Annotated in this window: 19 protein-coding genes; 9 read left to right on the forward strand and 10 right to left on the reverse strand. The window is 52.6% G+C overall.

The features are described 5' to 3' along the window. The first annotated feature begins 80 nt into the window (after positions 1 to 80). Together SC206_RS11190 and yccS are read left to right on the forward strand one after the other, a co-directional pair. Positions 81 to 542, forward strand: coding sequence for a YccF domain-containing protein (locus tag SC206_RS11190; RefSeq protein WP_332737187.1), 462 nt, complete (start codon positions 81 to 83; stop codon positions 540 to 542). 63 nt (positions 543 to 605) lie between these two features. Further along, on the forward strand, positions 606 to 2750 hold the full coding sequence (yccS, locus tag SC206_RS11195; protein WP_332737188.1) for a YccS family putative transporter: 2145 nt from the start codon (positions 606 to 608) through the stop codon (positions 2748 to 2750). Positions 2751 to 2792: 42 nt separating this feature from the next. On the opposite strand, the gene SC206_RS11200 is transcribed toward yccS, so the two are convergent. Continuing rightward, positions 2793 to 3419, reverse strand: coding sequence for a TfoX/Sxy family DNA transformation protein (locus tag SC206_RS11200; RefSeq protein ID WP_332737190.1), 627 nt, complete (start codon positions 3417 to 3419; stop codon positions 2793 to 2795). A gap of 219 nt (positions 3420 to 3638) precedes the next feature. Here SC206_RS11200 and sulA point away from each other — a divergent pair, with 219 nt between their 5' ends. Both sulA and ompA read left to right on the forward strand, forming a co-directional pair. Continuing rightward, positions 3639 to 4145: an SOS-induced cell division inhibitor SulA gene (sulA, locus tag SC206_RS11205; RefSeq protein ID WP_332737192.1), complete on the forward strand. Its 507-nt coding sequence runs from the start codon at positions 3639 to 3641 to the stop codon at positions 4143 to 4145. Between the two features lie 356 nt (positions 4146 to 4501). Then, positions 4502 to 5572, forward strand: a complete 1071-nt coding sequence (ompA, locus tag SC206_RS11210) for a porin OmpA (RefSeq protein WP_332737194.1) — start codon at positions 4502 to 4504, stop codon at positions 5570 to 5572. Positions 5573 to 5714: 142 nt separating this feature from the next. Here ompA and matP read toward each other — a convergent pair whose 3' ends face one another. Further along, on the reverse strand, positions 5715 to 6173 hold the full coding sequence (gene matP, locus SC206_RS11215; RefSeq protein WP_332737196.1) for a macrodomain Ter protein MatP: 459 nt from the start codon (positions 6171 to 6173) through the stop codon (positions 5715 to 5717). A 221-nt stretch (positions 6174 to 6394) separates the two neighbouring features. Between matP and SC206_RS11220 the strand changes: the two genes are divergently transcribed. Further along, positions 6395 to 8158, forward strand: coding sequence for a Lon protease family protein (locus tag SC206_RS11220; protein WP_332737198.1), 1764 nt, complete (start codon positions 6395 to 6397; stop codon positions 8156 to 8158). 67 nt (positions 8159 to 8225) lie between these two features. After that, positions 8226 to 8744, forward strand: a complete 519-nt coding sequence (gene fabA, locus SC206_RS11225; RefSeq protein WP_332737200.1) for a bifunctional 3-hydroxydecanoyl-ACP dehydratase/trans-2-decenoyl-ACP isomerase — start codon at positions 8226 to 8228, stop codon at positions 8742 to 8744. Between the two features lie 81 nt (positions 8745 to 8825). Here the strand turns inward: fabA and rmf are convergent, their stop codons facing one another. The 6 genes from rmf to rlmKL form a co-directional block, all read right to left on the reverse strand. Next, entirely contained in the window at positions 8826 to 8993 is a 168-nt protein-coding gene (rmf, locus tag SC206_RS11230; RefSeq protein WP_072045040.1) for a ribosome modulation factor, read from the reverse strand. Positions 8994 to 9255: 262 nt separating this feature from the next. Then, positions 9256 to 9876, reverse strand: coding sequence for a membrane integrity-associated transporter subunit PqiC (pqiC, locus tag SC206_RS11235; protein WP_332737373.1), 621 nt, complete (start codon positions 9874 to 9876; stop codon positions 9256 to 9258). Beyond that, the gene (pqiB, locus tag SC206_RS11240; RefSeq protein WP_332737203.1) at positions 9876 to 11537 is read right to left on the reverse strand and encodes an intermembrane transport protein PqiB; all 1662 of its coding nucleotides are present in this window, start codon (positions 11535 to 11537) and stop codon (positions 9876 to 9878) included. Before pqiB ends, pqiC begins: the two co-directional genes overlap by 1 nt. Next, positions 11524 to 12789: a membrane integrity-associated transporter subunit PqiA gene (gene pqiA, locus SC206_RS11245; RefSeq protein WP_332737205.1), complete on the reverse strand. Its 1266-nt coding sequence runs from the start codon at positions 12787 to 12789 to the stop codon at positions 11524 to 11526. The genes pqiB and pqiA overlap by 14 nt, the downstream gene beginning before the upstream one ends. A gap of 90 nt (positions 12790 to 12879) precedes the next feature. Then, positions 12880 to 14784, reverse strand: a complete 1905-nt coding sequence (locus tag SC206_RS11250) for an ABC transporter ATP-binding protein (protein WP_332737207.1) — start codon at positions 14782 to 14784, stop codon at positions 12880 to 12882. Between the two features lie 5 nt (positions 14785 to 14789). Then, on the reverse strand, positions 14790 to 16910 hold the full coding sequence (gene rlmKL, locus SC206_RS11255; RefSeq protein ID WP_332737209.1) for a bifunctional 23S rRNA (guanine(2069)-N(7))-methyltransferase RlmK/23S rRNA (guanine(2445)-N(2))-methyltransferase RlmL: 2121 nt from the start codon (positions 16908 to 16910) through the stop codon (positions 14790 to 14792). Between the two features lie 353 nt (positions 16911 to 17263). Between rlmKL and SC206_RS11260 the strand changes: the two genes are divergently transcribed. After that, complete coding sequence (locus SC206_RS11260) at positions 17264 to 18370, forward strand: YcbX family protein (protein ID WP_332737210.1); 1107 nt, start codon at positions 17264 to 17266, stop codon at positions 18368 to 18370. Positions 18371 to 18449: 79 nt separating this feature from the next. On the opposite strand, the gene SC206_RS11265 is transcribed toward SC206_RS11260, so the two are convergent. Beyond that, on the reverse strand, positions 18450 to 18992 hold the full coding sequence (locus SC206_RS11265) for a cell division protein ZapC (protein WP_332737212.1): 543 nt from the start codon (positions 18990 to 18992) through the stop codon (positions 18450 to 18452). Positions 18993 to 19297: 305 nt separating this feature from the next. Then, positions 19298 to 20308: a quinone-dependent dihydroorotate dehydrogenase gene (pyrD, locus tag SC206_RS11270; protein ID WP_332737214.1), complete on the reverse strand. Its 1011-nt coding sequence runs from the start codon at positions 20306 to 20308 to the stop codon at positions 19298 to 19300. Between the two features lie 314 nt (positions 20309 to 20622). Between pyrD and ssuE the strand changes: the two genes are divergently transcribed. Both ssuE and SC206_RS11280 read left to right on the forward strand, forming a co-directional pair. After that, positions 20623 to 21198, forward strand: a complete 576-nt coding sequence (ssuE, locus tag SC206_RS11275) for an NADPH-dependent FMN reductase (RefSeq protein ID WP_332737216.1) — start codon at positions 20623 to 20625, stop codon at positions 21196 to 21198. 15 nt (positions 21199 to 21213) lie between these two features. Continuing rightward, positions 21214 to 22194 carry an aliphatic sulfonate ABC transporter substrate-binding protein gene (locus SC206_RS11280; protein WP_332737218.1) on the forward strand — a complete coding sequence of 327 codons (981 nt, stop codon included), beginning with the start codon at positions 21214 to 21216 and terminating at the stop codon, positions 22192 to 22194. The last annotated feature ends 27 nt before the right edge of the window (positions 22195 to 22221 follow it).

Below are 22221 nucleotides of genomic sequence, written 5' to 3' on the forward strand. Positions count from 1 at the left end.
AAAACAAGGTAGAATACAGGAGAGTAGGATTAACGTAACGCAATGGCGTTGGAAAGCTTAAATCAAAGACGGGACTTTTTATGCGTACTATCTTGAATATTCTAAATTTCGTTCTGGGCGGATTTTTCACTACGCTGGCCTGGCTATTTGCCACGCTGGTGAGCATCGTGCTGATTTTTACCCTGCCTCTGACCCGCTCCTGCTGGGAGATTACCCGCCTGTCGTTTCTGCCTTTTGGCAACGAGGCCATCCACGTCGATGAACTTTATCCTGAAAGACGCAATGCCGTGCTCTCTGGCGGCGGAACGCTGCTGAATATTTTCTGGCTGGTGTTTTTCGGCTGGTGGCTGTGTCTTTCGCATATTGCCACGGGTATTGTGCAATGTATCAGCATTATTGGTATTCCCGTTGGCATTGCCAATTTTAAAATTGCCGCGATTGCCCTGTGGCCCGTTGGACGCCGCGTGGTTTCGGTCGAGCTGGCAAAGCAGGCGCGCGAAGCGAGTGCAGCACGTCTGAGAAACGGTGGGCGAATTCGCTAATAGCCTGATTTGATTATTTATCTGATTGAATAATATTGTTCACTTTATTGCTGGAGTTTTTACGTGCTCTCAATTGCAACCGGCCTACGGCGCTATGCCTATAACAGCAATCTGCTGTACAGCATGCGCATTTTTATCGCCCTTGCGGGGACCGTTGTCGCGCCATGGTTGCTTTCCGAACCTAAGCTGACCATCCCGCTCACCTTGGGCGTGGTGGCCGCGGGACTGAGCGACCTTGACGATCGCCTGGCCGGAAGACTGCGTAATCTGCTGATTACGCTGGTTTCTTTTTTCATCGCCTCGGTTTCGGTGGTGCTGCTGTTCCCGTATCCGTGGCTGTTTGCCGTGGGCCTTACCCTGTCGAGCTGCGGCTTTATTTTATTGGGCGCGTTGGGGCAGCGCTACGCCACGATTGCCTTCGGCGCGCTGCTGATTGCCATCTATACCATGCTCGGCATTAATAATGTTTATCAGGTGTGGTACGAACAGTCGGTATTACTGATTGTTGGCGCGCTGTGGTACTACCTGCTGACCTTGGTTGGCCATCTGGTGCTGCCGATTCAGCCATTGCAGGAACATATTTCCCGCTGCTATCAGCGTTTGGCAACCTATCTTGATGCCAAATCCAACATGTTCGATCCCGATCAGGAAGACAATAATTCCAGGCAGCTCATTAACTTAGCGATGGCTAACGGCCAGTTGGTAACGACGCTAAACGAAACCAAAACGGCGTTGCAAAGCCGCTTAAAAGGGGATCGCGGCCAAAAAGGCACCCGCAGAACGCTGCAATATTACTTTGTCGCGCAGGATATTCACGAGCGGGCCAGCTCGATTCACGTGCAATACCAAAAACTGCACGCCCGTTTTCATCAGACGGATATCCTGTTTCGCTTGCAACGACTGATGAGTATGCAATCGACGGCCTGCCAGCAGCTTTCGCAATGTATTCTTTATCGCCAGAGTTACCAACATAACCCGCTGTTTGAACGCGCATTTCTCCGGCTCGGCGAAGCTATCGAGCGCGAAACGGCGCTTGAACCGGAAAGCAGTCTGATAAAAGCTCTGCGTCATCTGCTCAAAAATCTGCGGGCTATCGATGCCCAGCTGTCAAATATCGAATCGGAACAGGCGTTGTCGGAAGACGCAGGTCCAAACACTTTTGCCGATGATAAAATCAACGGGTTTCAGGATATCTGGCTGCGAATTTCCCGCCATATCACGCCGAAATCGGCGCTGTTTCGCCATGCCGTGCGCATGTCGGCCGTGCTGTTAACGGGCTATATGTTCATTAAATTCAGCGGATTGGACCACGGATACTGGATTTTGCTGACTAGCCTGTTTGTCTGCCAGCCTAATTACAGCGCCACGCGGCGACGTTTGGCATTGCGAGTCGTGGGCACGCTGGCTGGCGTGGCGCTCGGCATTCCAATCCTTTATTTCATTCCTTCGCTCGAAGGCCAGCTGATCTTGATTGTTATCTGCGGCATGTTGTTCTTTGCCTTTCGTAATATTCAGTACGCGCAGGCCACCATGTTTATCACGCTGTTGGCGCTGCTGCTGTTTAACCTGATGGGACAAGGCTTCGAGGTCGCACTGCCGCGCATTATCGACACGCTGATTGGCTGTTTGATTGCCTGGTTTGCCGTAAGTTATCTCTGGCCAGACTGGCGCTTTCGCCAATTGCCGGTGGTGGTTGATAAAACGTTTCAAGCTAACTGCCGCTATCTTGACGCCGTGGTGCAGCAGTATCATTTCGGCAAAGATAATGGGCTGACTTATCGGATAGCACGCCGCGATGCGCATAATTGCGATGCCGAGCTGGCTTCGGTGGTTTCAAACATGACCTCCGAAAAAGATAACGATGCCGAGACGCTTGATGCCGCCTTCCGCCTGCTGTGTCTGAATCACACCATGCTCAGCTATATTTCGGCGCTCGGCGCGCATCGTGAAAAGCTTGAAGATACGGAAATGCTCGGCCTGCTCAGTGACGCGACGCACTTCATTGATAATGCGCTGAATCACCACCAGCCTGCGCACCTTCATATCACGCTGCCGACGCTTTCTGCACAAATCGAGGCCAAAACCTCGGCTTCCGATACTAAAGAGCAGCTGGTTTTACAGCAGATCAGGCTATTAATGGAGCATCTGCCGGAACTTACCAGCCTCAACAGCAAAATTGCGCCTTCAGAGGCTCCACTCGCGGTCTAATTTTCGTTGGGCCAGCGGGAGATATTTCCTGCTGGCCCCGCGTTACACGATTATCCCTCTCTCATCCTGCTGAAAATTATTGAACCAAGTAAGCAGCTGGGTGTGCGACTGAGGAGGTAAAACAGATTTGTGAAAGCCTAGAATCGCTCCTTCAAGCGCCAGCAGCGTCCCGAGACCCAGCTCCTTCTTTAACGTGCAGATCTTCACGTAGGTACTAATCGCCCCCTGATTGCGCAGCTCGGCCGAGTCTTTCACCCCGATTTGCCACAGTATGCGCTCCAGCGTCAGATTAATGTTCGGCAGGTCTTTCAATCTGCGCGGCTGATCGTTACGGGCCGCCTTTTCATTTTCCATTCCCCTGATTGATTCATCGGCCAACGCGATGAGCTGATCTGGTTCTTGCCACAACGCCTCGTTCACTCGAAAATAGCGCAACAAAATATCCATTCCCCGTTTGTAATAAACGAACTGCTGCATCGACAGCGCTCTCATCCTATTTTCGTTGTCCTGCGTCGCCCGCAGATAGAGTTCCCCTTCGGAAACGATGGCAAACATTGCCCCGCGCGAAGAGAGGCTGTAGCCGCCAAACTGAGGTCGGCTGTGAACAGGCCCCAATGGCAGGAGAAGTTCTGTCGTCTGATCGACCATTTCTTGAGTATCTTTTAACATGTTGATTTCCTTATCGCTTATGCGCATAAACTGCCGAAGAGAAGTAACGTGAAACGCTACCAGCAAAATACGCAAAGCGGGGGAAGCCACCTAACGTAAAGTCCGTTTGCTGTCGAGTTACAGTGAGAATTGCGAGACGTCTTGGAAAATTTAGGTTGATCTCTCACCACAGTAGCAGTACTGTATATCCATACAGTAACTCACTGGTGGAACAACACTATGCGAACTCATCATCGTCAGCACCCTCATTTTAGCCAGCACTCCATAACCCCTAATGCGGGCCCAAAGTGCCAAAATTCCACCGCTAACAGTGGCTTACTCAGCGAGTTCGTCTATAGTGAAAATCAGCCTGCATTAACTCAGTTGCTTTTGCCGCTGCTGCACCATTTGGGTGAGCAGTCTCGCTGGCTGCTGTGGCTCACTCCCACCCAAAAGTTGAGCCGTCGCTGGTTAGCGCAGTCCGGACTGCCGGTTGATAAAATAGTTCAGGTGAGTCAGCTTCAAGGCATTGCTTCCGTCGACGCTATGGAACGCGCCTTATTGACCGGAAATTACAGTGTGGTGCTCGGATGGCTGCCTGAATTGAATGATACAGACCGTAAAAGATTGCAGGTTGCAGCCGAAGTGGGTGGCTCTTACGGCTTCATCATGAAGCCCCAGATCAGCCCCTTTTGTGTCGACGGACAACCCCCTGCCGTAAAAATTCACTCCTCTGTGTACCATTAAATCAATTTAGGAGTAATCCGACGAATTATTGGGCCTTTTTAGTTTTTTGTGCTGAAAAACCCAATTTACCCAGTAAAACTGGGTCTTTTGGAGGTGAAAAAACACATAGTTTCGTCAACTTTTTGGCTTTGATGTTAAAAAATGTGTACATTTTTCCCTTTTTTTCCGTTGCCTTATCACTTCAAGCTTGTAAGTTTCTCGCCACGTTGTAGACTTTAGTTCGCCAAGGTTGCTCTTATAATGCCTACGAAAAGTGGCAAGTACCTAAGTGAAGCAATAACTTGGACGAAGGAATTTAACCAAGGGCTTAAAGCTTAAAGCTCAATTGCCTATTTGGATGATAACGAGGCGCATAAATGAAAAAGACAGCTATCGCATTAGCAGTGGCACTGGCAGGTTTCGCTACCGTAGCGCAAGCCGCCCCGAAAGATAACACCTGGTACACCGGTGCGAAATTGGGCTGGTCCCAGTATCACGATACTGGTTTTGCTAATGCTTACGACGGTATTGGTAATGGCCCTACCCATGAAAGCCAACTGGGCGCTGGTGCGTTCGTAGGTTATCAGGTAAATCCATTCCTGGGCTTCGAAGGCGGTTACGACTGGCTCGGCCGTATGCCTTATAAAGGCAGCGTAAACAATGGCGCATTCAAAGCACAAGGCATCCAGCTGGCTGCTAAACTGAGCTACCCACTGACTGACGATCTGGACATCTACACTCGTCTGGGTGGTATGGTTTGGCGTGCAGATGCTAAAGGCAACTTTGGCAACGGCAACCGCGTAAGCGACAACGACAACGGTGTTTCTCCACTGGCTGCAGTTGGTTTCGAATACGCAGTAACCAAAAACTGGGCAACCCGTTTGGATTACCAGTGGGTTAACAACATCGGTGACGCTGCTACTGTTGGCGCACGTCCTGATAACGCAATGCTGTCTGTGGGTGTTTCTTACCGTTTCGGTCAAGACGATGCTCCAGCACCTATGGCACCGACCCCAGCTCCAGCCCCAGTTGTACAGACTCACAAGTTCACTCTGAAATCTGACGTTCTGTTCACCTTCGGCAAAGCTTCACTGAAACCAGAAGGCCGTCAGGCTCTGGATCAGCTGTACACCCAACTGAGCTCACTGGATCCGAAAGACGGTTCAGTTGTTGTTCTGGGCTACACTGACCCAGTCGGTTCAGAAGCATCTAACCAGAAACTGTCTGAGCAACGCGCTCAATCAGTAGTGGATTACCTGGTATCTAAAGGTATCCCTTCTAACAAGATCTCTGCACAGGGTCGCGGTGAAACTAACCTGATTACCGGTAACTTCGGTTACAAATCAGGCCGTGCTACTAAAGCTCAGATCGAAAACTTCGCACCTAACCGTCGCGTAGAAATCGAAGTTAAAGGTATCAAAGACGTTGTTACTCAGCCACAGGGCTAAGTAATACCACTATCTTTTGATAGACCTGACTTCAAAAACCCCGCTTTGCGGGGTTTTTTTTTGGCTGATAAAAATACAGGTGGGGTAAAACAAGCGTGGTATGACAAAACAGGCGTTGCCGCCTGCCTGAAAAGAAGAGGTGTTAACTTTCTTTATTATCAAGGATCTGCTGGAGATCTTGTTTCAGGGAAGACATTTGGCTGGCGTATTTTTCTTTACGCTCGGCATCTTCCAGCAATTGAACGATCGTATCGGAAAGTGTTGATCCGCGACGCTGCGCCAGAGCGGCCAGACGTTGCCAGACTAAAAATTCAAGGTCGATCGATTTTTTGCGCGTGTGCTGGTGCTCTGAATTAAAGTGACGTTTACGTCGCGCACGAATAGTCTGCTTCAGACGATTATCCAAAGTCTTGCTTAAGTGCTTATCAATCCAGTCGAGGACTTTTACGGGCTCGTTTTCGAGTTTTAGCAGTTGGTCAACGGCATCCTGCGCTGCACTATTCTCGATATGGCGGGTAATTTTTTCACCTTCGCGGTGTTTTTTTACCAGATACTTCCATTTCCAACCGCTCTCAAGGTTTTCCAGTTGCTGATATTTCATCGCAAGCTCTTCTGTGACCACGTAACGTTAATAAGCATAACAGCTTTATGTCACTTTTTACTCTACTAATCTCACTACGTGCTTAGGATTTCAGCGCTTATTTTTTACCCAGACACTCAATAATGTCACAACTCTCGATATAATGAACCACTCTGCTTGTATCCAGCGCGGCTTATTCTTGTATAATCGCCCTTTCCCTTTTGAAGACTACAGCTAACACATTGACCAATAACCGACTCGATTGGCAGCTCTTACTGCCGGATTCCACGCCATACCAGACAATTTTTGCTACAGCGGATCAGTTGGCCCCGGTCGATTTTTCCGTGATTCAGCCTCGTCTCGAGAATGGACTGTCCCTGTTTTGTCACCCTAATTCGCGTCAGCGTTTTATGACCATCAAAGGCCAGGAGAGCCGTGATTACCTCCAGCGTCTGGCCGATGCCGTCAATGCGCTGCTGCCCGAAACCGACGAGCTGGCTGGCTGTCAGTATCAGATTGAAGGTCGCAACGTTCAGGTGTTTCCTGCACAGGACGCCGACGCGCCTTTCAGTGGTACATCGAGCGGTTTGTATCAAGAATGGATCGAAGCCGAACAGCTGTTTGGCTGCGTGCGCATCTTCAAAGATCAGATTGAACTGCAACCCGGATTGATTCATCAGGTCAATGGCGGCGTGCTGCTGCTGTCAGTGCGCGCTTTGCTGGCACAGCCGCTGCTGTGGCTGCGTCTCAAGCAAATGATCACCAGCGAGCGTTATCACTGGGTTTCTCCCGATGAAAGTCGCCCGCTGCCGGTCAGCATTCCTTCCATGCCGCTGGACGTCAAACTGATTCTGGTAGGCGATCGCGTGTCTCTCGGTGAATTAAACGAGATGGAGCCAGAACTGCTCGATACCGCCTTCTATGGCGAATTCGAAGCCGACCTGCCGCTGACCGACACCGAAGACATGGAAAAGTGGTGTGCCTATGTCAATACTTTGGCTGATGAGCTTGAAATCCCTCGTCTTTCGGTTGATGCGTGGCCTGAACTGCTGAGAGCCGCCGTACGCTTTAGCAGCGATCAGGGCTGCCTGCCGCTGGATCCTTCCTGGATTTCTGCCCAACTGGTTGAAGCCGAGCTTTATAATGACGAACCGGCCCTGACTGCCAAGGCCTTCGACGCCGCGATTTCAACCCGTGCATGGCGTGAAAGCTATTTGCAGGAGCGCATGCAGGACGAAATCGAGCTCGGCCAAATCATGATTGAGACCGAAGGTGAAGTCATCGGTCAGATTAATGCGCTGTCCGTGCTGGAATATCCGGGCCATCCACGCGCCTTTGGTGAACCTTCGCGTATTACCTGCGTGGTGCACACCGGCGACGGCGAATTCAACGACGTTGAGAGAAAGGCCGAGCTGGGTGGCAATCTGCATGCTAAAGGCATGATGATTTTGCAGGCCTTCCTGGTCTCCGAGCTGGAGCTGGATCAACCCCTGCCCTTCTCTGCCTCGACGGTGTTTGAGCAATCCTATGGCGAGGTTGATGGCGACAGCGCCTCGCTGGCCGAGCTCAGCGCGCTGATTAGCGCCCTTTCTCAACAGCCGATCACCCAGCAAATTGCCGTGACCGGTTCTGTCGACCAGTTTGGTAACGTGCAGCCTATCGGCGGCGTGAATGAAAAAATCGAAGGTTTCTTTGAAGTTTGCCAGCGCCGTGAGCTAACAGGTAAGCAAGGCGTGATAATTCCGACCGCCAACGTAAGAAATCTTTGTCTGCATGCTCAAGTCATTGAAGCCGTGCGGGAAGGGAAATTCCACCTCTGGTCGGTCGATAACGCTGCCGATGCATTACCTTTGCTTATCGGCTTACCCTATACTTCTATTGAAGAAAATGACGAATCGCCTAACCTGTTGGCGCTGATTCAGGAGCGGATTGCACAGGTTAATTCCCTCGAGCGTCCGCGTTATCCGTGGCTGCTGCGCTGGTTAAACTGGTTCTCTCGCAGCTGATCGGACTTGTTCAGCGTACAGGTGTTAGCTAAGATGCGTGCTTCAATAAAATAAGGCTTACAAAAACATGGTAGATAAACGCGAATCCTATACGAAAGAAGACCTCGAAGCCTCAGGCCGTAGCGAACTTTTCGGAGCAGGTGGCCCACCATTGCCGTCGGGCAATATGTTGATGATGGACCGCGTCGTCAAAATGACCGAAGACGGCGGTAGCCATAACAAGGGCTACGTTGAAGCCGAATTGGATATCCATCCTGATTTGTGGTTCTTCGGTTGCCATTTCATCGGCGATCCGGTGATGCCTGGCTGTCTGGGTCTCGATGCCATGTGGCAGCTGGTAGGTTTCTATCTGGGCTGGCTGGGCGGCGAAGGCAAAGGCCGTGCGCTAGGTGTGGGTGAAGTGAAATTCACCGGTCAGGTTCTGCCGACCGCCAAGAAAGTCACTTACCGTCTGAACTTCAAGCGTGTGATCAATCGTAAACTGATCATGGGCGTTGCAGATGGCGAAGTATTGGTTGATGGCGAAGTGATTTACACCGCTACCGACCTGAAAGTAGGCCTGTTCAAAGACACCGCCGCTTTCTAAAAAAGAACCTCCGCGCTATTAAAATTAAGCTTCTAATTTAAATAGTGCGGAGGTTATCCTTTTCCTATCAGGGTGAGCCGATTAAGCGTTTACTGCCCTGACCTCCATGGCCTCTCGCCAACCTCCAAGCCAGTGTGATCGCGCATCTAGCGATTGGTAAGGACAAATCTCTTTCGAACGTCCTCCAATTCCTGCTTGATAACCACGTGATTGTGCCCGTTCCAGGCGATCGCGTTTTTGTCTCTTCATGCCTCGTGTCCCTCGTTATTCAGGTCAAGTGGAAAGAAAACAGTGGCGCACACTTACGTCCACATCTAAGAATTAGTCGCATTTGATCCAAAGGTCAATGCGCAAAATTCACGCCATTGTCATAATTTCGCGCTATATTTATAGATTGTGCGCTAGCTAATCGCGCGGACAAATCCTCAGGCGACTGATCGCCATAAAAAAATCCCGCACCCTGACGAATCAAGGAGCGGGATTTTTTATCGCATTGATAAAAATAATTTATCTAATTTACAGAGCCTGTGATTTGCAGTGCCATCGCATCGACCTGCTGCTTCCAGCCGGTTGCCAAGGTTCTGACCAACGCATCATAGCCATCTTCATCCTGTTTCAAGACCGTGCTGAAATAGTGCTGGCTGGCCTGCCCGTCTTTAGTCAGCGTCCATGAGCCGCTTATCACGGCCCTGCCATCGTGACGACCATGGAATCCGGTCACATTCACCGATATCTCTTCCTGATTGTCGTCAGAAGCCTGCTGGCTCGACACCACCCAATTCGGCAGATCGCGGCTCAAATAGGTTTGCAGCGTTTGCTGGAGCTGTTGATCCAGCGGGCTGGCCCACACATTGTTGGCCGCCATCACGTACTGCACGTCATTGGTTTGATAAACCAGACCCGAGCTGGAACTGTTAAGGAAATCGGCCACGTTAACCTGCGAAATCCACAGTCTCCGCGGCTGATTCGCGGGCGTTAAGCCACCCGCATTTGTCAGTCCACCGCCCGTCACGACAGGCGCGCTTACCGTTGCCGACGGGTTCAGGGTCGGCAATTGGTAGTAGGTCTTTTTCGCGTCGCTGCTACAGGCAGCCAGAAACAACGTTAAGACAACAGGTATCCATTTCATCATCATTTGGCCTTCTTCGGCTGAGGATCAGTTTGCCCCGGGGCAGCGAATACCAGTGCGTTACTCTTTTGATTCAGAGTTTTAAGCACGGGTTGCAGTTCGCGCAGCGTTTCATCCAGACGCTGCATGTCGCCGACCATCTTGTTGTAGGCCGGTGAACCAGGCTGGAAGCCTTTCATGCTGCGGTTAAGCTGCGTGAGGGTTTTCTGCATATCCTGCGGCAGATTTTTCATCTCTTTGCTCGACACGATAGCGTTAAGCGAATCGATAGTTTTCTGCGTCGATTGCAGCGTTTTCTGACTCTGCGCCAGCGTTTTGGTCGCTTCGTTGATCATCGGATTCAGCGGCAGTGCGTTGATTTTATCCAGCGTTGCCATCAGTTTCTGCTGAATCTGCGCCAGCCCGCCGCTTACCGTCGGCAACAGTGTCTGCCCGTTGAGCGTGTACGGACCTTTCCACGGTTTGGCGTTTGGATAGAAGTCCAAATCGACATACAGCGAGCCGGTCAGCAGGTTGGCCGATTTCAGAGAAGCACGCAGGCCGCCTTGCAGCGCCTCTTTCAAACGTTCATCCATATTGAAGTTCTTGCCCAACAGCTTGTTGAAGCGCTCAGGCTCGATACGGATAAGCACCGGAATGCGGTAGTCATTATCAATCTGGCCCTGCATGCCCATCGACTGATAAGGCACCTGACCCACGGTTCCTAAACGAATGCCTCGGAACTCGACGGGCGCACCAGGCTGAAGTCCGCGCACCGAATCGCTGAAGAACAGCACATAATCGGTGTGGTTGGTATACAGCGAATCCTGAATGCTGCGCTGGTCGTTAAACAGCGCAAAACTGGTGCTGTTATCGACTTTCGTGCCCTGCTCCCAACCGTCCGGCACGTCGAAGCTCACGCCGCCGCTAAACAGCGTGGTCAGCGAGCCCATCTCAACGCGGATACCCGCCGAGGACATGTCGAAATTCACGCCGCTCTCTTTCCAGAAACGCACGTTGCTGGTGACCAGCCCGTCGTAAGGCGCGCGGACAAACAGCTGATACTGAATCTTGCGCGACTGTGGGTCAAAGTGGCTGGTTTCGACAGTACCGACCTGGAAACCGCGGAACAGCACCGGGTCGCCGGGATTAAGCTGACCGGCGCGATCGCTCGTCAGTACCACGCGCACCCCTTTGGCATCCGGCGAGGCCAGCGGTGGGGAGTCGAGCAGATCGTATTGCTCTTTCTCTTCCCCTTTTGAACCGGCCTGCAGCTGAATGTAGGCGCCCGACAGCAGCGTGCCAAGCCCTGAAATACCTTCACGACCAACCTGTGGCTTGACGACCCAGAAGACAGAGTCATCTTTGAGCATTTTTGCCATGTTCGCATCAAGACGCGCCTTGATGATGACCTGCTGCAAGTCGTCGCTCAGGCTCACGGTTTCGACCTGCCCGACGTTGACGTTACGGCTTTTAATGGCTGTTTTACCCGCCTCGATGCCTTCGGCCGAGGAGGTAATCAGCGTCACTTCGGGACCCTGATGGCTAAAGTGATAAAACAGGATCCAGGCACCGATTAAGGCGGTCAGTACCGGAATAATCCACACAGGAGACCAGCGTTTAATCTTGCCGACCTCCGCCACACCCGAGTGATTTTCCTCGTGGGCAGACTTATTTTCCGACATCGAGTTGTTCCTTGTGTTCAAAGGTTCCTGAACGATCCCAAATCAAACGGGGATCGAATGTATTGGCGGCGAACATGGTGAGGATAACGACTGTGGCAAAAAGCAGCGCGCCGATATCCGGATAAATACTCATTAATTGGCCCATTCTGACCAGTGCCGACAGCACCGCAATCACGAATACGTCAATCATCGACCAGCGGCCGACAAATTCGACCACTTCATAAACCACGTGCAGCCGTTCGCGGTCGATTTTCTTCTTGCTGTTGGCGTCCCAGCACAGCCAGGCGATGGCGAGCATTTTCAGCGACGGCACCATAATACTGGCGATGAAAATCACCCCCGCAATCGGGTATGAACCTTCACCCCACAGCAGCGCGACGCCCGCCAAAATAGTCGACGGCATCTTGGAACCCAGCACCTGAGTAATCATGATGGGCAACATGTTGGCCGGGATATAAAGCATGAAAGAGGTGACAAGCAGCGCCAGCGTCCATTGCAGGCTGTGCTTTTTACGCGCGTGGCCTTTACTGCCGCAGCGCGAACAGTGCGTCTGGGTCGCGGGCAGAATCGCCATGCAGCACGCGCACGAACGCAAGCCCTGTGACAGGCCGCTCTGGCCAATCTTCAGCGGCTGATTCACCGCCGGCGCAGGTTCAAGCTGGTGCCACAGCCACAGCCGGTCGGTACACTGAAACGCCCTGACCTGAAGCAGACAAAACAGCACGTACGGCACGAAACTGGTCCCTACTCCCACGTCGCCGTAGGCGATCAGTTTAACGAAGCTGACCAGCACGCCCGCAAGGAAAATCTCGACCATGCACCAGGATTTAAGATGGAACAGCAGCCAGCCGAGGCGAACGCTCCAGCGGCGCGGCATCTTCACCGGCTTACAGAGTAAAATAATCGACAGCATGCACAGCGCGGGGATCAGCTGCACCACTATCATAAACAGGGAGGCCAGACTGGCGTAGTTTTCGTCGACTAACACCTGCGGGATTTGAATCAGCATCACTTCACTGCTCAGCCCTTTGACATTCATGTTCACAAACGGGAACAGATTGGACAACAGCAGCATAAACAGCGCAGAAAGTGCATAACCGACCGGGCGTTTGTGCGGCTCTTGCCAGCGCATGGTCAGCGTAGTTTTACAGCGAGGACAGTTGGCCTTTTGGCCAAATTGCAGGTCGGGCAGCGTCACCAACAGATCGCATTGGGGACACAGGATGTGCGGGTCATGAGAGTGTGAACACACATTCAACTCCTCAATGGCGGAACACGGGAGAAAAACGACAGCTTTGCCGCCTTCCCATCATCGGGAAAGCGGCAAAGGCTAGACGCGAGATTAGCCGTTCTTCTGGGCTTCAAGCGCTTCCCAACGCTCAAACGCCTGCTCTAATTCGAGCTCGGCGCTGGCGAGGGCATTCAAGACCTGCTGGGTTTCATCATGAGGACGGGTAAAGAAGTTAGCGTCGCTCATCTGTTTGCCCAAGTCTTCGATTCGGGTTTCCAACCCGCTGATTTTTTGAGGCAACTGCTCCAGTTCACGCTGTTGATTGTAGCTCATTTTACCCGCAGCGCGTTTTACCGGCTCGGCTTTCGCCGGGGCCGCCGCTTTGGTTTCTACCGGCGCTGAGGTACGCAGAATACGCTGGGTTTTACGCTGATGATGCGCATCGTGATAACCGCCAACGTAGCTGTTGATCACGCCGTTGCCTTCATAAATCCAGCACTCTGTCGCAGAGTTGTCGACGAATTCACGGTCGTGGCTCACCAGCATGACGGTGCCCTGATAGCTGTCGATCAGCTCTTCCAGCAGCTCAAGCGTTTCAACATCCAGGTCATTGGTTGGTTCATCGAGAATCAACAGGTTGCTTGGACGCAGGAACAGTTTAGCCAGCAGCAGGCGGTTACGCTCACCGCCCGACAGCGCCTTGACCGGGGTCATCGCGCGTTTCGGGTGGAACAGGAAGTCTTGCAGATAGCCCAGCACGTGACGTGAACGGCCATTGACCATCACTTCCTGCTTGCCTTCGGCAAGGTTGTCCATCACCGTGCGCTCAGGGTCGAGCTCGGCGCGGTGCTGGTCAAAGTAGGCGACTTCCAGCTTGGTGCCGCAGTGAACGCGACCGCTGTCGGCTTCAATCTGGCTCAGCATCAGTTTCAGCAGCGTGGTTTTACCACAGCCGTTTGGCCCCACCAGCGCAATCTTGTCGCCGCGCATAACCTGCGCAGTAAAGTGGCTGACCAGCTGCTTGCCGCCCACGCTGTAGCTAACGTCTTCCATTTCGAAGACGATTTTGCCGGAGCTGACTGCCTCGACAACCTGCATTTTCGCGGTGCCCATCACTTCACGGCGATCGGAACGCTCTTTACGCAACGCTTTCAGTGCGCGAACGCGCCCTTCGTTACGCGTGCGTCGCGCCTTGATGCCCTGACGGATCCACACTTCTTCCTGCGCCAGCTTTTTATCGAATTCGGCGTTCTGCAAATCTTCTACGCGCAGCGCTTCTTCTTTACTGGTCAAATAGAGCTCGTAATTGCCCGGATAAGAGACCAGCTTGCCGCGATCGAGATCGACAATGCGCGTCGCCATGTTGCGGATAAACGAACGGTCGTGCGAGATAAAGATAATGCTGCCGGTGAACTCTTTCAGAAACTCTTCCAGCCACGCGATACTTTCGATATCCAGGTGGTTGGTCGGTTCGTCGAGCAGCAGGACTTTTGGCGAGCTGACCAGCGCGCGGCCCAGCGCCGCTTTACGCAGCCAGCCACCCGAAAGTGAAGAGAGCTCGGTATCGCCGTCCAGACCCAGCTGCAGCAGCACTTCGCTGATGCGGCTATCAAGCTGCCACAGGCCCTGGTGATCGAGGATCTCCATAACCTGCGCCAGCTTGTTCATGTTCTTTTCGCTTGGATCGGTTTCGACCAAATGCGAAATCGCGTGGTAAGCCTTGAGGTGCTCGGCCTGTTCGGACACGCCTTCGGAAACGAAATCGAACACGGTGCCAGCGACGTTACGCGGCGGATCCTGTTGCAGACGCGCCACAATCAGGTCCTGCTCGTAAACGATTCGACCATCATCCAGCGGCACTTCGCGGTTGATAATTTTCATCAACGTCGATTTGCCCGCGCCGTTACGGCCCACCAGACAGACGCGCTCGTTAGGTTCGATATGTAATTCGGTGTTGTCTAAAATCGGTGCATCGCTGTACGACAGCCAGGCACCCGACATGCTAATTAACGACATAGACTTTATTTTTCCTCGCTAGCGTGAGTGATCAGCCAGCAGTTGTGAATTTGGCGGTTACGGGCAAAATCCTGCGACAGGGTTTGGCTGGTAATTTCCTTGGCGCTCAGGCCGAGTTTGCTCAGGCCTTCTGCATCCATCTGGAAACCGCGTTTGTTGTTCGAGAACATAATGGTGCCGTTACGGCGCAAAATGCGTTTCAAATCTTTCATCAGCGCTAAGTGATCACGCTGAACGTCGAAGCTTTCGGCCATGCGCTTCGAGTTGGAGAAGGTTGGCGGATCGATAAAGATCACGTCGAACTGCTCGTCGGCGTTGCTCAGCCACGACAGGCAATCGGCCTGAATCAGGCGATGCTGACGACCGGTCAGGCCGTTAACCCGCAGGTTTTTCTCTGCCCACTCAAGATAGGTACGCGACATATCTACCGTGGTGGTGCTGCGCGCGCCGCCGAGACCGGCGTGAACGCTTGCTGTGCCGGTATAGGCAAACAGATTAAGGAAATCTTTGCCCTGACTCATCTCGCCCAGCATTTTGCGGGCAATACGGTGGTCGAGGAACAGGCCGGTGTCGAGATAATCGGTCAGGTTAACCCAGAACTTGGCGTTAAACTCTTCAACCATCAGGAACTCGCCCTTCTGCGCCAGCTTCTCATACTGGCTGGTGCCTTTCTGACGTTCACGGGTTTTCAGAATCAGCTGGCTGGAAGAGATATCCAGCACCGACAACGTGGCGTTGATCACATCAAACAGGCGCTGACGGGCTTTCTGCGCGTCGATAGTTTTAGGCGGCGCGTATTCCTGCACCACGATTTTGCTGCCGTAGCGGTCGACGGCTACGTTATATTCCGGCAAATCGGCGTCATACAGACGGTAGCATTCAATGCCCTGCTGTTTCGCCCACTTTTCCAATTTCTTAACGTTTTTACGCAGGCGGTTGGCGAAATCTTCGGCAATCTGTGCGCCACCCGCGCCCTGCGGATTTTCAGCCAGCTGATAGTTTTTCTGCACGCATTCCAGCGGACCGTTTTTCGCCTTGAACTGACGCTCGGCGCGCAGTTGCAGGCAGCTCAGCAATTCCGGCGAGCCGCTGAACAGTGAAAGCTGCCAGCCGCCAAACTGCGTTTTGGCAATGCGACCGAGCAAATTGTGCAGCGCAATCAGCGCCGGTTCGCTTTCAAGACGCTCGCCGTAAGGTGGGTTGCTCAGAATCGTACCGACCGGACCTTCCGGCAGCGGATTCTTCAGTTTGCCCACTTCAGACGCGTCAAAGCTAATCAGCTCAGCCACACCGGCGCGACGGGCGTTGGATTTCGCCATCTCGATAACGCGACGATCGATGTCTGAACCAAAGAAGCGCGACGTAGTTTCCTGCACCGCGCGACGGGTACGCACCTGCGCTTCGGTCGTCAGTTCACGCCACAGCGCTTCGTCGAATTTTTCCCAGGCGGTAAAGCCCCAGTGCTGACGATGCAGACCCGGCGCGCGATCGCCTGCGATCATCGCGGCTTCAATCAGCAGCGTGCCTGAACCACACATCGGATCGACCATCGGCGTGCCCGCCTGCCAGCCGGATCGCATCACGATCGCCGCTGCCAGATTCTCTTTCAACGGAGCCTGACCCGCGAGGTCACGGTAGCCGCGCTGATGCAGGCCTTCGCCGCTCAGGTCGAGCGCGACGCTGGCGGTATCGCGTTGCAGGAACACGTTAACGCGAATGTCCGGCTGCTGCTTCGCCACGTTCGGACGCTCGTCCATTTTGCGGGTAAAGCTGTCGACGATCGCATCTTTCACTTTCAGCGCGCCGTATTGGCTGTTGCGGATCTCGTCGTTCAGGCCGCTAAAATGCACGGCAAAGGTTTTTTCAACCCCAAAAATGGACGGCCAGTCAATCGCCATCACGCCCAGATAGAGGTCGAGATCGCTATGAACCTTAAATTCATTCAGTGGAAGAAGGATGCGTGATGCGAGTCGGCTCCAGAGCAGACTTTTATACATCAGACGATCGTCGCCTTCGAAATGCACTCCTCCCTGCACCACTTTGCAGCCCTGTGCACCCAGCGTTTCAAGTTCGCTTTTTAATAGTTCTTCCAATCCACGCGCCGTGCTGGCAAACAAAGAGTTCATATTGACGTAATCACCTAGAAGTTATTTCTTGCATTAAAAAACATCTTACTTTTCGTAAAAGTAAAAATTTTGCTCATCGCGTTGGAGTTCCAGTCCGACGAGCGTTTGCTCTAAGTTATTGAAGTTGTGGCAAGGCGGCAAGCAAGAGTATCCCCAGGAGCTTACATTAAGTAAGTGACTGGGGTGCACGCGCGCAGCCAACGCAGCTACAGCTTCAAGAACGACGAGCAAATCAGTCGCGCATTATAGCTAAGTTGAGAGCTTTGTCATAAAGTCTCTGGTTCTTATAAAAAGAGCCGGACTCGGATAACCGACGTCGTGGCCTAAAAAGTCCGCATTGGAGGCAATACACAGTGGTTACTCTGTCGAGATTATACGTTCACCCCGTCAAATCCATGCGCGGCCTGCAACTGTCGCATGCCCAAGTCACCCCGAGCGGGCTGGCTTTTGATCGCCTGTTTATGCTGACCGATCCGCAGGGCCTGTTTCTTACCGCCCGTCAGTATCCGCAGCTGGTTCAGTTTACGCCTTCTTTATTACCTGATGGTTTAATTTTAACGCGTCCTGACGGCGCCGAGAGCGTGGCGGTAAAATTCACCGATTTCGCCCCGCAGCCCGCGCCCACCGAAGTATGGGGCAATCAATTTACCGCGCTGATTGCGCCGAAAGCGATCAACGACTGGCTAAGCGGTTTGCTCAACCGCGAGGTGCAGCTGCGCTGGGTCGGGCCCGAGCTTACCCGCCGCGTCAAAAATAAGCCTGAAATTCCGCTCTCTTTTGCCGACGGCTTTCCTTATTTACTACTCAACGAAGCCTCGATGTTTGACCTCAAGCAGCGCTGTCCCGCCAGCGTCAAGCTGGAACAGTTCCGGCCAAATCTCGTGGTCACCGGCGCGCAGGCCTATGCCGAAGATACCTGGCAGACGATTCGCGTCGGCAGCGTTATTTTTGATTTGGTAAAACCTTGCAGTCGCTGCGTACTCACTACCGTCAGCACCGAACGCGGCAGAAAGCATCCGTCGGGCGAACCGTTAAAAACGCTGCAAAGCTACCGAACCGCCGATGATGGCGACGTCGATTTCGGGCAAAACATGATTGCGCGCAATACCGGCATTATTCGCGCCGGTGACAGCGTTGAAGTGCTCGCTACCAAACCCGCGCGGCCCTACTCTTCCGGCGTAGTGGTAGAAAACGTCGCGCTGCCCGACACGCAGGCGCAGGACGTTGCTATCAGCTATCAGGGAAAAACGTTCACGGGTAATAATCAGCAGATTTTACTAGAACAGCTGGAGCAGCAGGGTTTTCGCATCCCCTACTCGTGCCGCGCCGGAATCTGTGGCAGCTGCAAATTGACGATGAAAGAGGGAGAGGTTAACGCGCTCAAAGCCAGCGCGATCGGCAAACAGGGGAAGATCCTCACCTGTAGCTGCGTGCCCGCGTCGGATCTGATTCTAGAGTAAAACGTTTAATTCGATAACCAGTAACTTGACACTCAGCGCCGCAAAAGCCAGCACCGTAAAAAGAGTAGGATGCTGGAAATTACATCGCCTGATCGTACATATCTTCGAGAGAGATAGCGACGGGCATCAGGCGATCGTGCATCACCTTGATGGCGTCGCCCAGCACCATGCCGCGACCGGCGACGGTTAACCGCTCCTGCGCCAACAGGCAAAGGCTCGCGTTGTCGCCCGATTCAACCACCAGCAGCGTCGCCTGCTGGCCGGAATCCATCACCCGCACGCTTGCCAGCTGGCCGCGTTCAGGATGGAAAGGCCGATGCTGCTGCGTGAAGTGCCAGCTTTTCGGCATCAACGGCTTGAGAAAACGTTCGGCGACCAGCGCATTAAGCACCAGCTCGGCGCGCTGTTCTGGCGTCAGGCTGGTTTTCTTGCACTGCTCTTCAAAATCGAAATAGAGCGCCGCGTCATCGACGCAGAAACCGTTTTCGCAAAAAGCGTCGGGCGTGAGCATTTTGGCAGGAAAGCGGGAACGGAAAATCATGCCATTGGCGAGGTCCAACATAAGTCGGTCGTGTTCGGCATCAAAGTACCAACGCCAATTATCATCTGGTTTGATTTGCATGAGGGTGTCCTATTTCTTCGCCCGCTTTATCTATTAACGGCACTAATAAGGGGTGCGCATTATAAGGGGATGCACAAAAATTATCACCTAACGTTATCACTTTCAGCGGCCAAATTAAAATAGGACAAATCGCAGGCTTGTCTTGATAAACCAATCATTCGGTAAACAAGTCATTCGATAAACAGGCTGAAAAAGTAATAATGTCATGTTGTACACTTTGCACTCACTGAACGAAATATAAACGACCCTAATGTAAAAATAAACCCCCTTGCGGAGGATGTTTACAAAACAGCCGTCAATATTCGTCAGATATGCATCAGAATATCTTTAATTAATTGCGGTCCACGGTAAATAAAGCCGGAATAGATCTGGATTAAAGAGGCGCCCGCCGCCATTTTTTCCCGCGCTGACGTTAATGAATCAATACCACCTACGCCAACAATCGGGATTTTACCTTTCAGTTCTTCCGCCAGCATGCGAACTATCTGCGTGCTTTGCAGCTGCACCGGACGGCCACTTAATCCACCCGCCTCGTCGCCGTGATTCAAACCGGTAACCAGCGTGCGGTCAAGGGTCGTATTGGTGGCAATCACGCCATCCATATTATGTCTTACCAGACTGTCGGCTATTTGAATCAGCTCTTCCTGCGAAAGATCAGGCGCAATTTTTACCGCGACAGGCACATATTTTTGATGACGCTGCTGAAGCTCGAGCTGTTTATTTTTGATAGAACCCAGCAGGTCGTCGAGAGCTTCGCCATATTGCAGGCTACGAAGTCCGGGGGTGTTTGGCGAGGAGATATTAATCGTGATATAGCCCGCGTAGGCGTACACCTTTTCCATGCAGATTAAATAGTCATCCTTACCATTTTCAACCGACGTATCTTTATTCTTGCCGATATTAATACCCAGCACGCCGTTGAAATGTGAATTTTTAACGTTGTTGACCAGGTAATCGACGCCGTGATTATTAAAGCCCATGCGATTAATAATCCCTTCCGCTTCTACGACACGAAACATTCTCGGCTTCGGATTGCCGTCCTGCGCGCGCGGCGTAACGGTGCCAACTTCAACGAATCCAAATCCCATGGCGCCAAAGGCATCAATACATTCGCCGTTTTTATCCAGTCCAGCGGCCAAACCCAGCGGATTTTTAAAAGTCAGCCCCATGCAGGTTACAGGTCGTGAAGGCACCGATTGGCGGATCAGAAACTCGAAAGGCGAGCCGGAAAGGCGGCCAAGTTGGCGGAAAGTTAATTCGTGCGCGCGTTCTGCATCGAGCTGAAAGAGTGCTTTCTTAACGAAGGGATAATACATGGATTCTCCTGAGGGTCCCGGTGGCTAAAGGCTGGTGGCCAGTCGGGGCGGTATTATCGGCTAAGCGAAAGGTAATTGGAATGGATTCCCGCGAAAAATCCCCTGCCGACGCAAACGTTTACTTTTTATTTTCCTCCTTTAAACAGCTTATCGACATAAAAACCCCAAAATTCCTCGTTATTTGCCGCGTTATCAACTTTTGAACTATTAAATCCTAAAATTGTGATTTCCGGACATAAGGCATGGGCTGTTAGTTTAAATCAAATTCTACGCAAATTTGTTAGTTATATAACTTACAGTTATAAGGGATCGCAATGAAAGTCATATCACTCGCAGGTAGTCCTCGTCAGCCATCACGTTCTTCCGCCCTGCTCGCTTTGGGCCACCAGTGGCTCGCCGCGCGCGGTGTCGAAGTCGTTTCTTACAGCCTGCAAGATTTTAACGCCGACGATTTGCTGTTTGCCAATTTTAACAGCCCGCAGCTTAAAGAACTGATTGCCCAGCTTGAAACCGCCGATGGCCTGTTGATTGCGACCCCCGTTTATAAAGCCTCGTTTTCAGGTGCCTTGAAAACGCTGCTGGACCTGCTGCCAGAGCGCGCGCTGGAACATAAAGTAGTGCTGCCGATTGTGACAGCGGGTTCGACCGGCCACATGCTGGCGATTGATTACGCCCTCAAGCCCGTACTTAACGCGCTGAAAGCACAAGAAATTCTTTATGGCGTGTTCGCCGATGACAAGCTGGTTGGACAATATCAGAGCTTCCCGGCCGAGCTGGAGGCGGGCTTGCAGGCGCGCCTTGACGATTCGCTGGAAACCTTCCACGCGGCTCTGGGCCATCGTCATTCGCTCGCCATTGCACGAGCAAAACGCCAGCACGCTCACGCCTAACAGGGAGACCGAACCATGAACAAGACGCTTTTCCGTTTCCGCTCCCCTTTTAAACATTGGCTGCCTTTGCTGGCGCTGACCCTGGGCCTTTCAGCGATTCAGGCCGTACAGGCGCAGGAGAAAGATCCGGCCGCGTTTCGCGTGGCGATTCAAAAAGGCTCGATCGGGCTGATTCTGGCGAAAAACCATCATCTGCTGGAGCAGCGTTTCCCGCATACCAAAATCAGCTGGGTGGAATTCCCTGCCGGACCGCAAATTCTTGAAGCGCTGAATGTCGGCAGCATCGACTTTGGCGGCACGGGTGACCTGCCGCCGCTGTTTGCGCAGGCGGCAGGCGCGGACCTACTTTATGTGGGCTACCAGCCGCCACAGCCAAAAGCCGAAGTTATTTTGGTGCCGGAAAACAGTCCGATTAAAACGGTTGCCGACCTGAAAGGTCACACCGTGGCTTTCCAAAAAGGCTCCAGTTCCAACAATCTTTTACTGCGCGCGCTTGAACAGGCGGGCCTGAAGTTTACTGATATTAAACCTGTGAACCTTGCACCGTCCGATGCGCTTGCCGCTTTCCAGCAGCATGACGTCGACGCGTGGGCGATTTGGGACCCTTACTACTCTGCGGCCGCCAGCCACGGCGGAACTCGCGTGCTGATTGATGGCACCACGCTGAACCAGACCGGCTCCTTCTATCTCGCACCGAAAAAATTCACGCAAGCGAATCCAGAATTTATTTCTGCCGTGCTGCAAGTGCTGTCGAAGGCCAACAGCCTGATCAAAACCGAGCCGCAGCAAAGTATTCAGGCGCTGGCGAAATCCACCGGCCTGCCGGAAGCCGTTATCACCACCTATTTCTCGCATCTGCCGGATGAACCGATTACGCCGGTCGACGCGCGCACCGAAAAATTACAGCAGGCGACTGCCGATCTCTTCTACGCCAATCATCTGCTGCCAAAACCGGTCGAGATAAAAGATCGCATTTGGCACGCGCCGGCGCTTTAAGACAGTGACCGACAAATTGAAGTAAAT

It is taken from the genome of Rouxiella sp. T17 (assembly GCF_036663475.1).
Classification (GTDB): Bacteria; Pseudomonadota; Gammaproteobacteria; order Enterobacterales; family Enterobacteriaceae; genus Rouxiella.

Excerpts from the sequence above, each read along its gene's own strand:
- SC206_RS11280 (WP_332737218.1), top strand. The coding sequence starts at position 21,214 with ATGAACAAGACGCTTTTCCGTTTCCGCTCCCCTTTTAAACATTGGCTG.
- SC206_RS11265 (WP_332737212.1), bottom strand. The coding sequence starts at position 18,992 with ATGCAAATCAAACCAGATGATAATTGGCGTTGGTACTTTGATGCCGAA.
- fabA (WP_332737200.1), top strand. The coding sequence starts at position 8,226 with ATGGTAGATAAACGCGAATCCTATACGAAAGAAGACCTCGAAGCCTCA.
- SC206_RS11200 (WP_332737190.1), bottom strand. The coding sequence starts at position 3,419 with ATGTTAAAAGATACTCAAGAAATGGTCGATCAGACGACAGAACTTCTC.
- rlmKL (WP_332737209.1), bottom strand. The coding sequence starts at position 16,910 with ATGAACTCTTTGTTTGCCAGCACGGCGCGTGGATTGGAAGAACTATTA.
- SC206_RS11190 (WP_332737187.1), top strand. The coding sequence starts at position 81 with ATGCGTACTATCTTGAATATTCTAAATTTCGTTCTGGGCGGATTTTTC.
- SC206_RS11250 (WP_332737207.1), bottom strand. The coding sequence starts at position 14,784 with ATGTCGTTAATTAGCATGTCGGGTGCCTGGCTGTCGTACAGCGATGCA.
- ssuE (WP_332737216.1), top strand. The coding sequence starts at position 20,623 with ATGAAAGTCATATCACTCGCAGGTAGTCCTCGTCAGCCATCACGTTCT.
- rmf (WP_072045040.1), bottom strand. The coding sequence starts at position 8,993 with ATGAAGAGACAAAAACGCGATCGCCTGGAACGGGCACAATCACGTGGT.
- pqiC (WP_332737373.1), bottom strand. The coding sequence starts at position 9,876 with ATGATGAAATGGATACCTGTTGTCTTAACGTTGTTTCTGGCTGCCTGT.
- ompA (WP_332737194.1), top strand. The coding sequence starts at position 4,502 with ATGAAAAAGACAGCTATCGCATTAGCAGTGGCACTGGCAGGTTTCGCT.
- sulA (WP_332737192.1), top strand. The coding sequence starts at position 3,639 with ATGCGAACTCATCATCGTCAGCACCCTCATTTTAGCCAGCACTCCATA.
- matP (WP_332737196.1), bottom strand. The coding sequence starts at position 6,173 with ATGAAATATCAGCAACTGGAAAACCTTGAGAGCGGTTGGAAATGGAAG.
- pqiB (WP_332737203.1), bottom strand. The coding sequence starts at position 11,537 with ATGTCGGAAAATAAGTCTGCCCACGAGGAAAATCACTCGGGTGTGGCG.
- pyrD (WP_332737214.1), bottom strand. The coding sequence starts at position 20,308 with ATGTATTATCCCTTCGTTAAGAAAGCACTCTTTCAGCTCGATGCAGAA.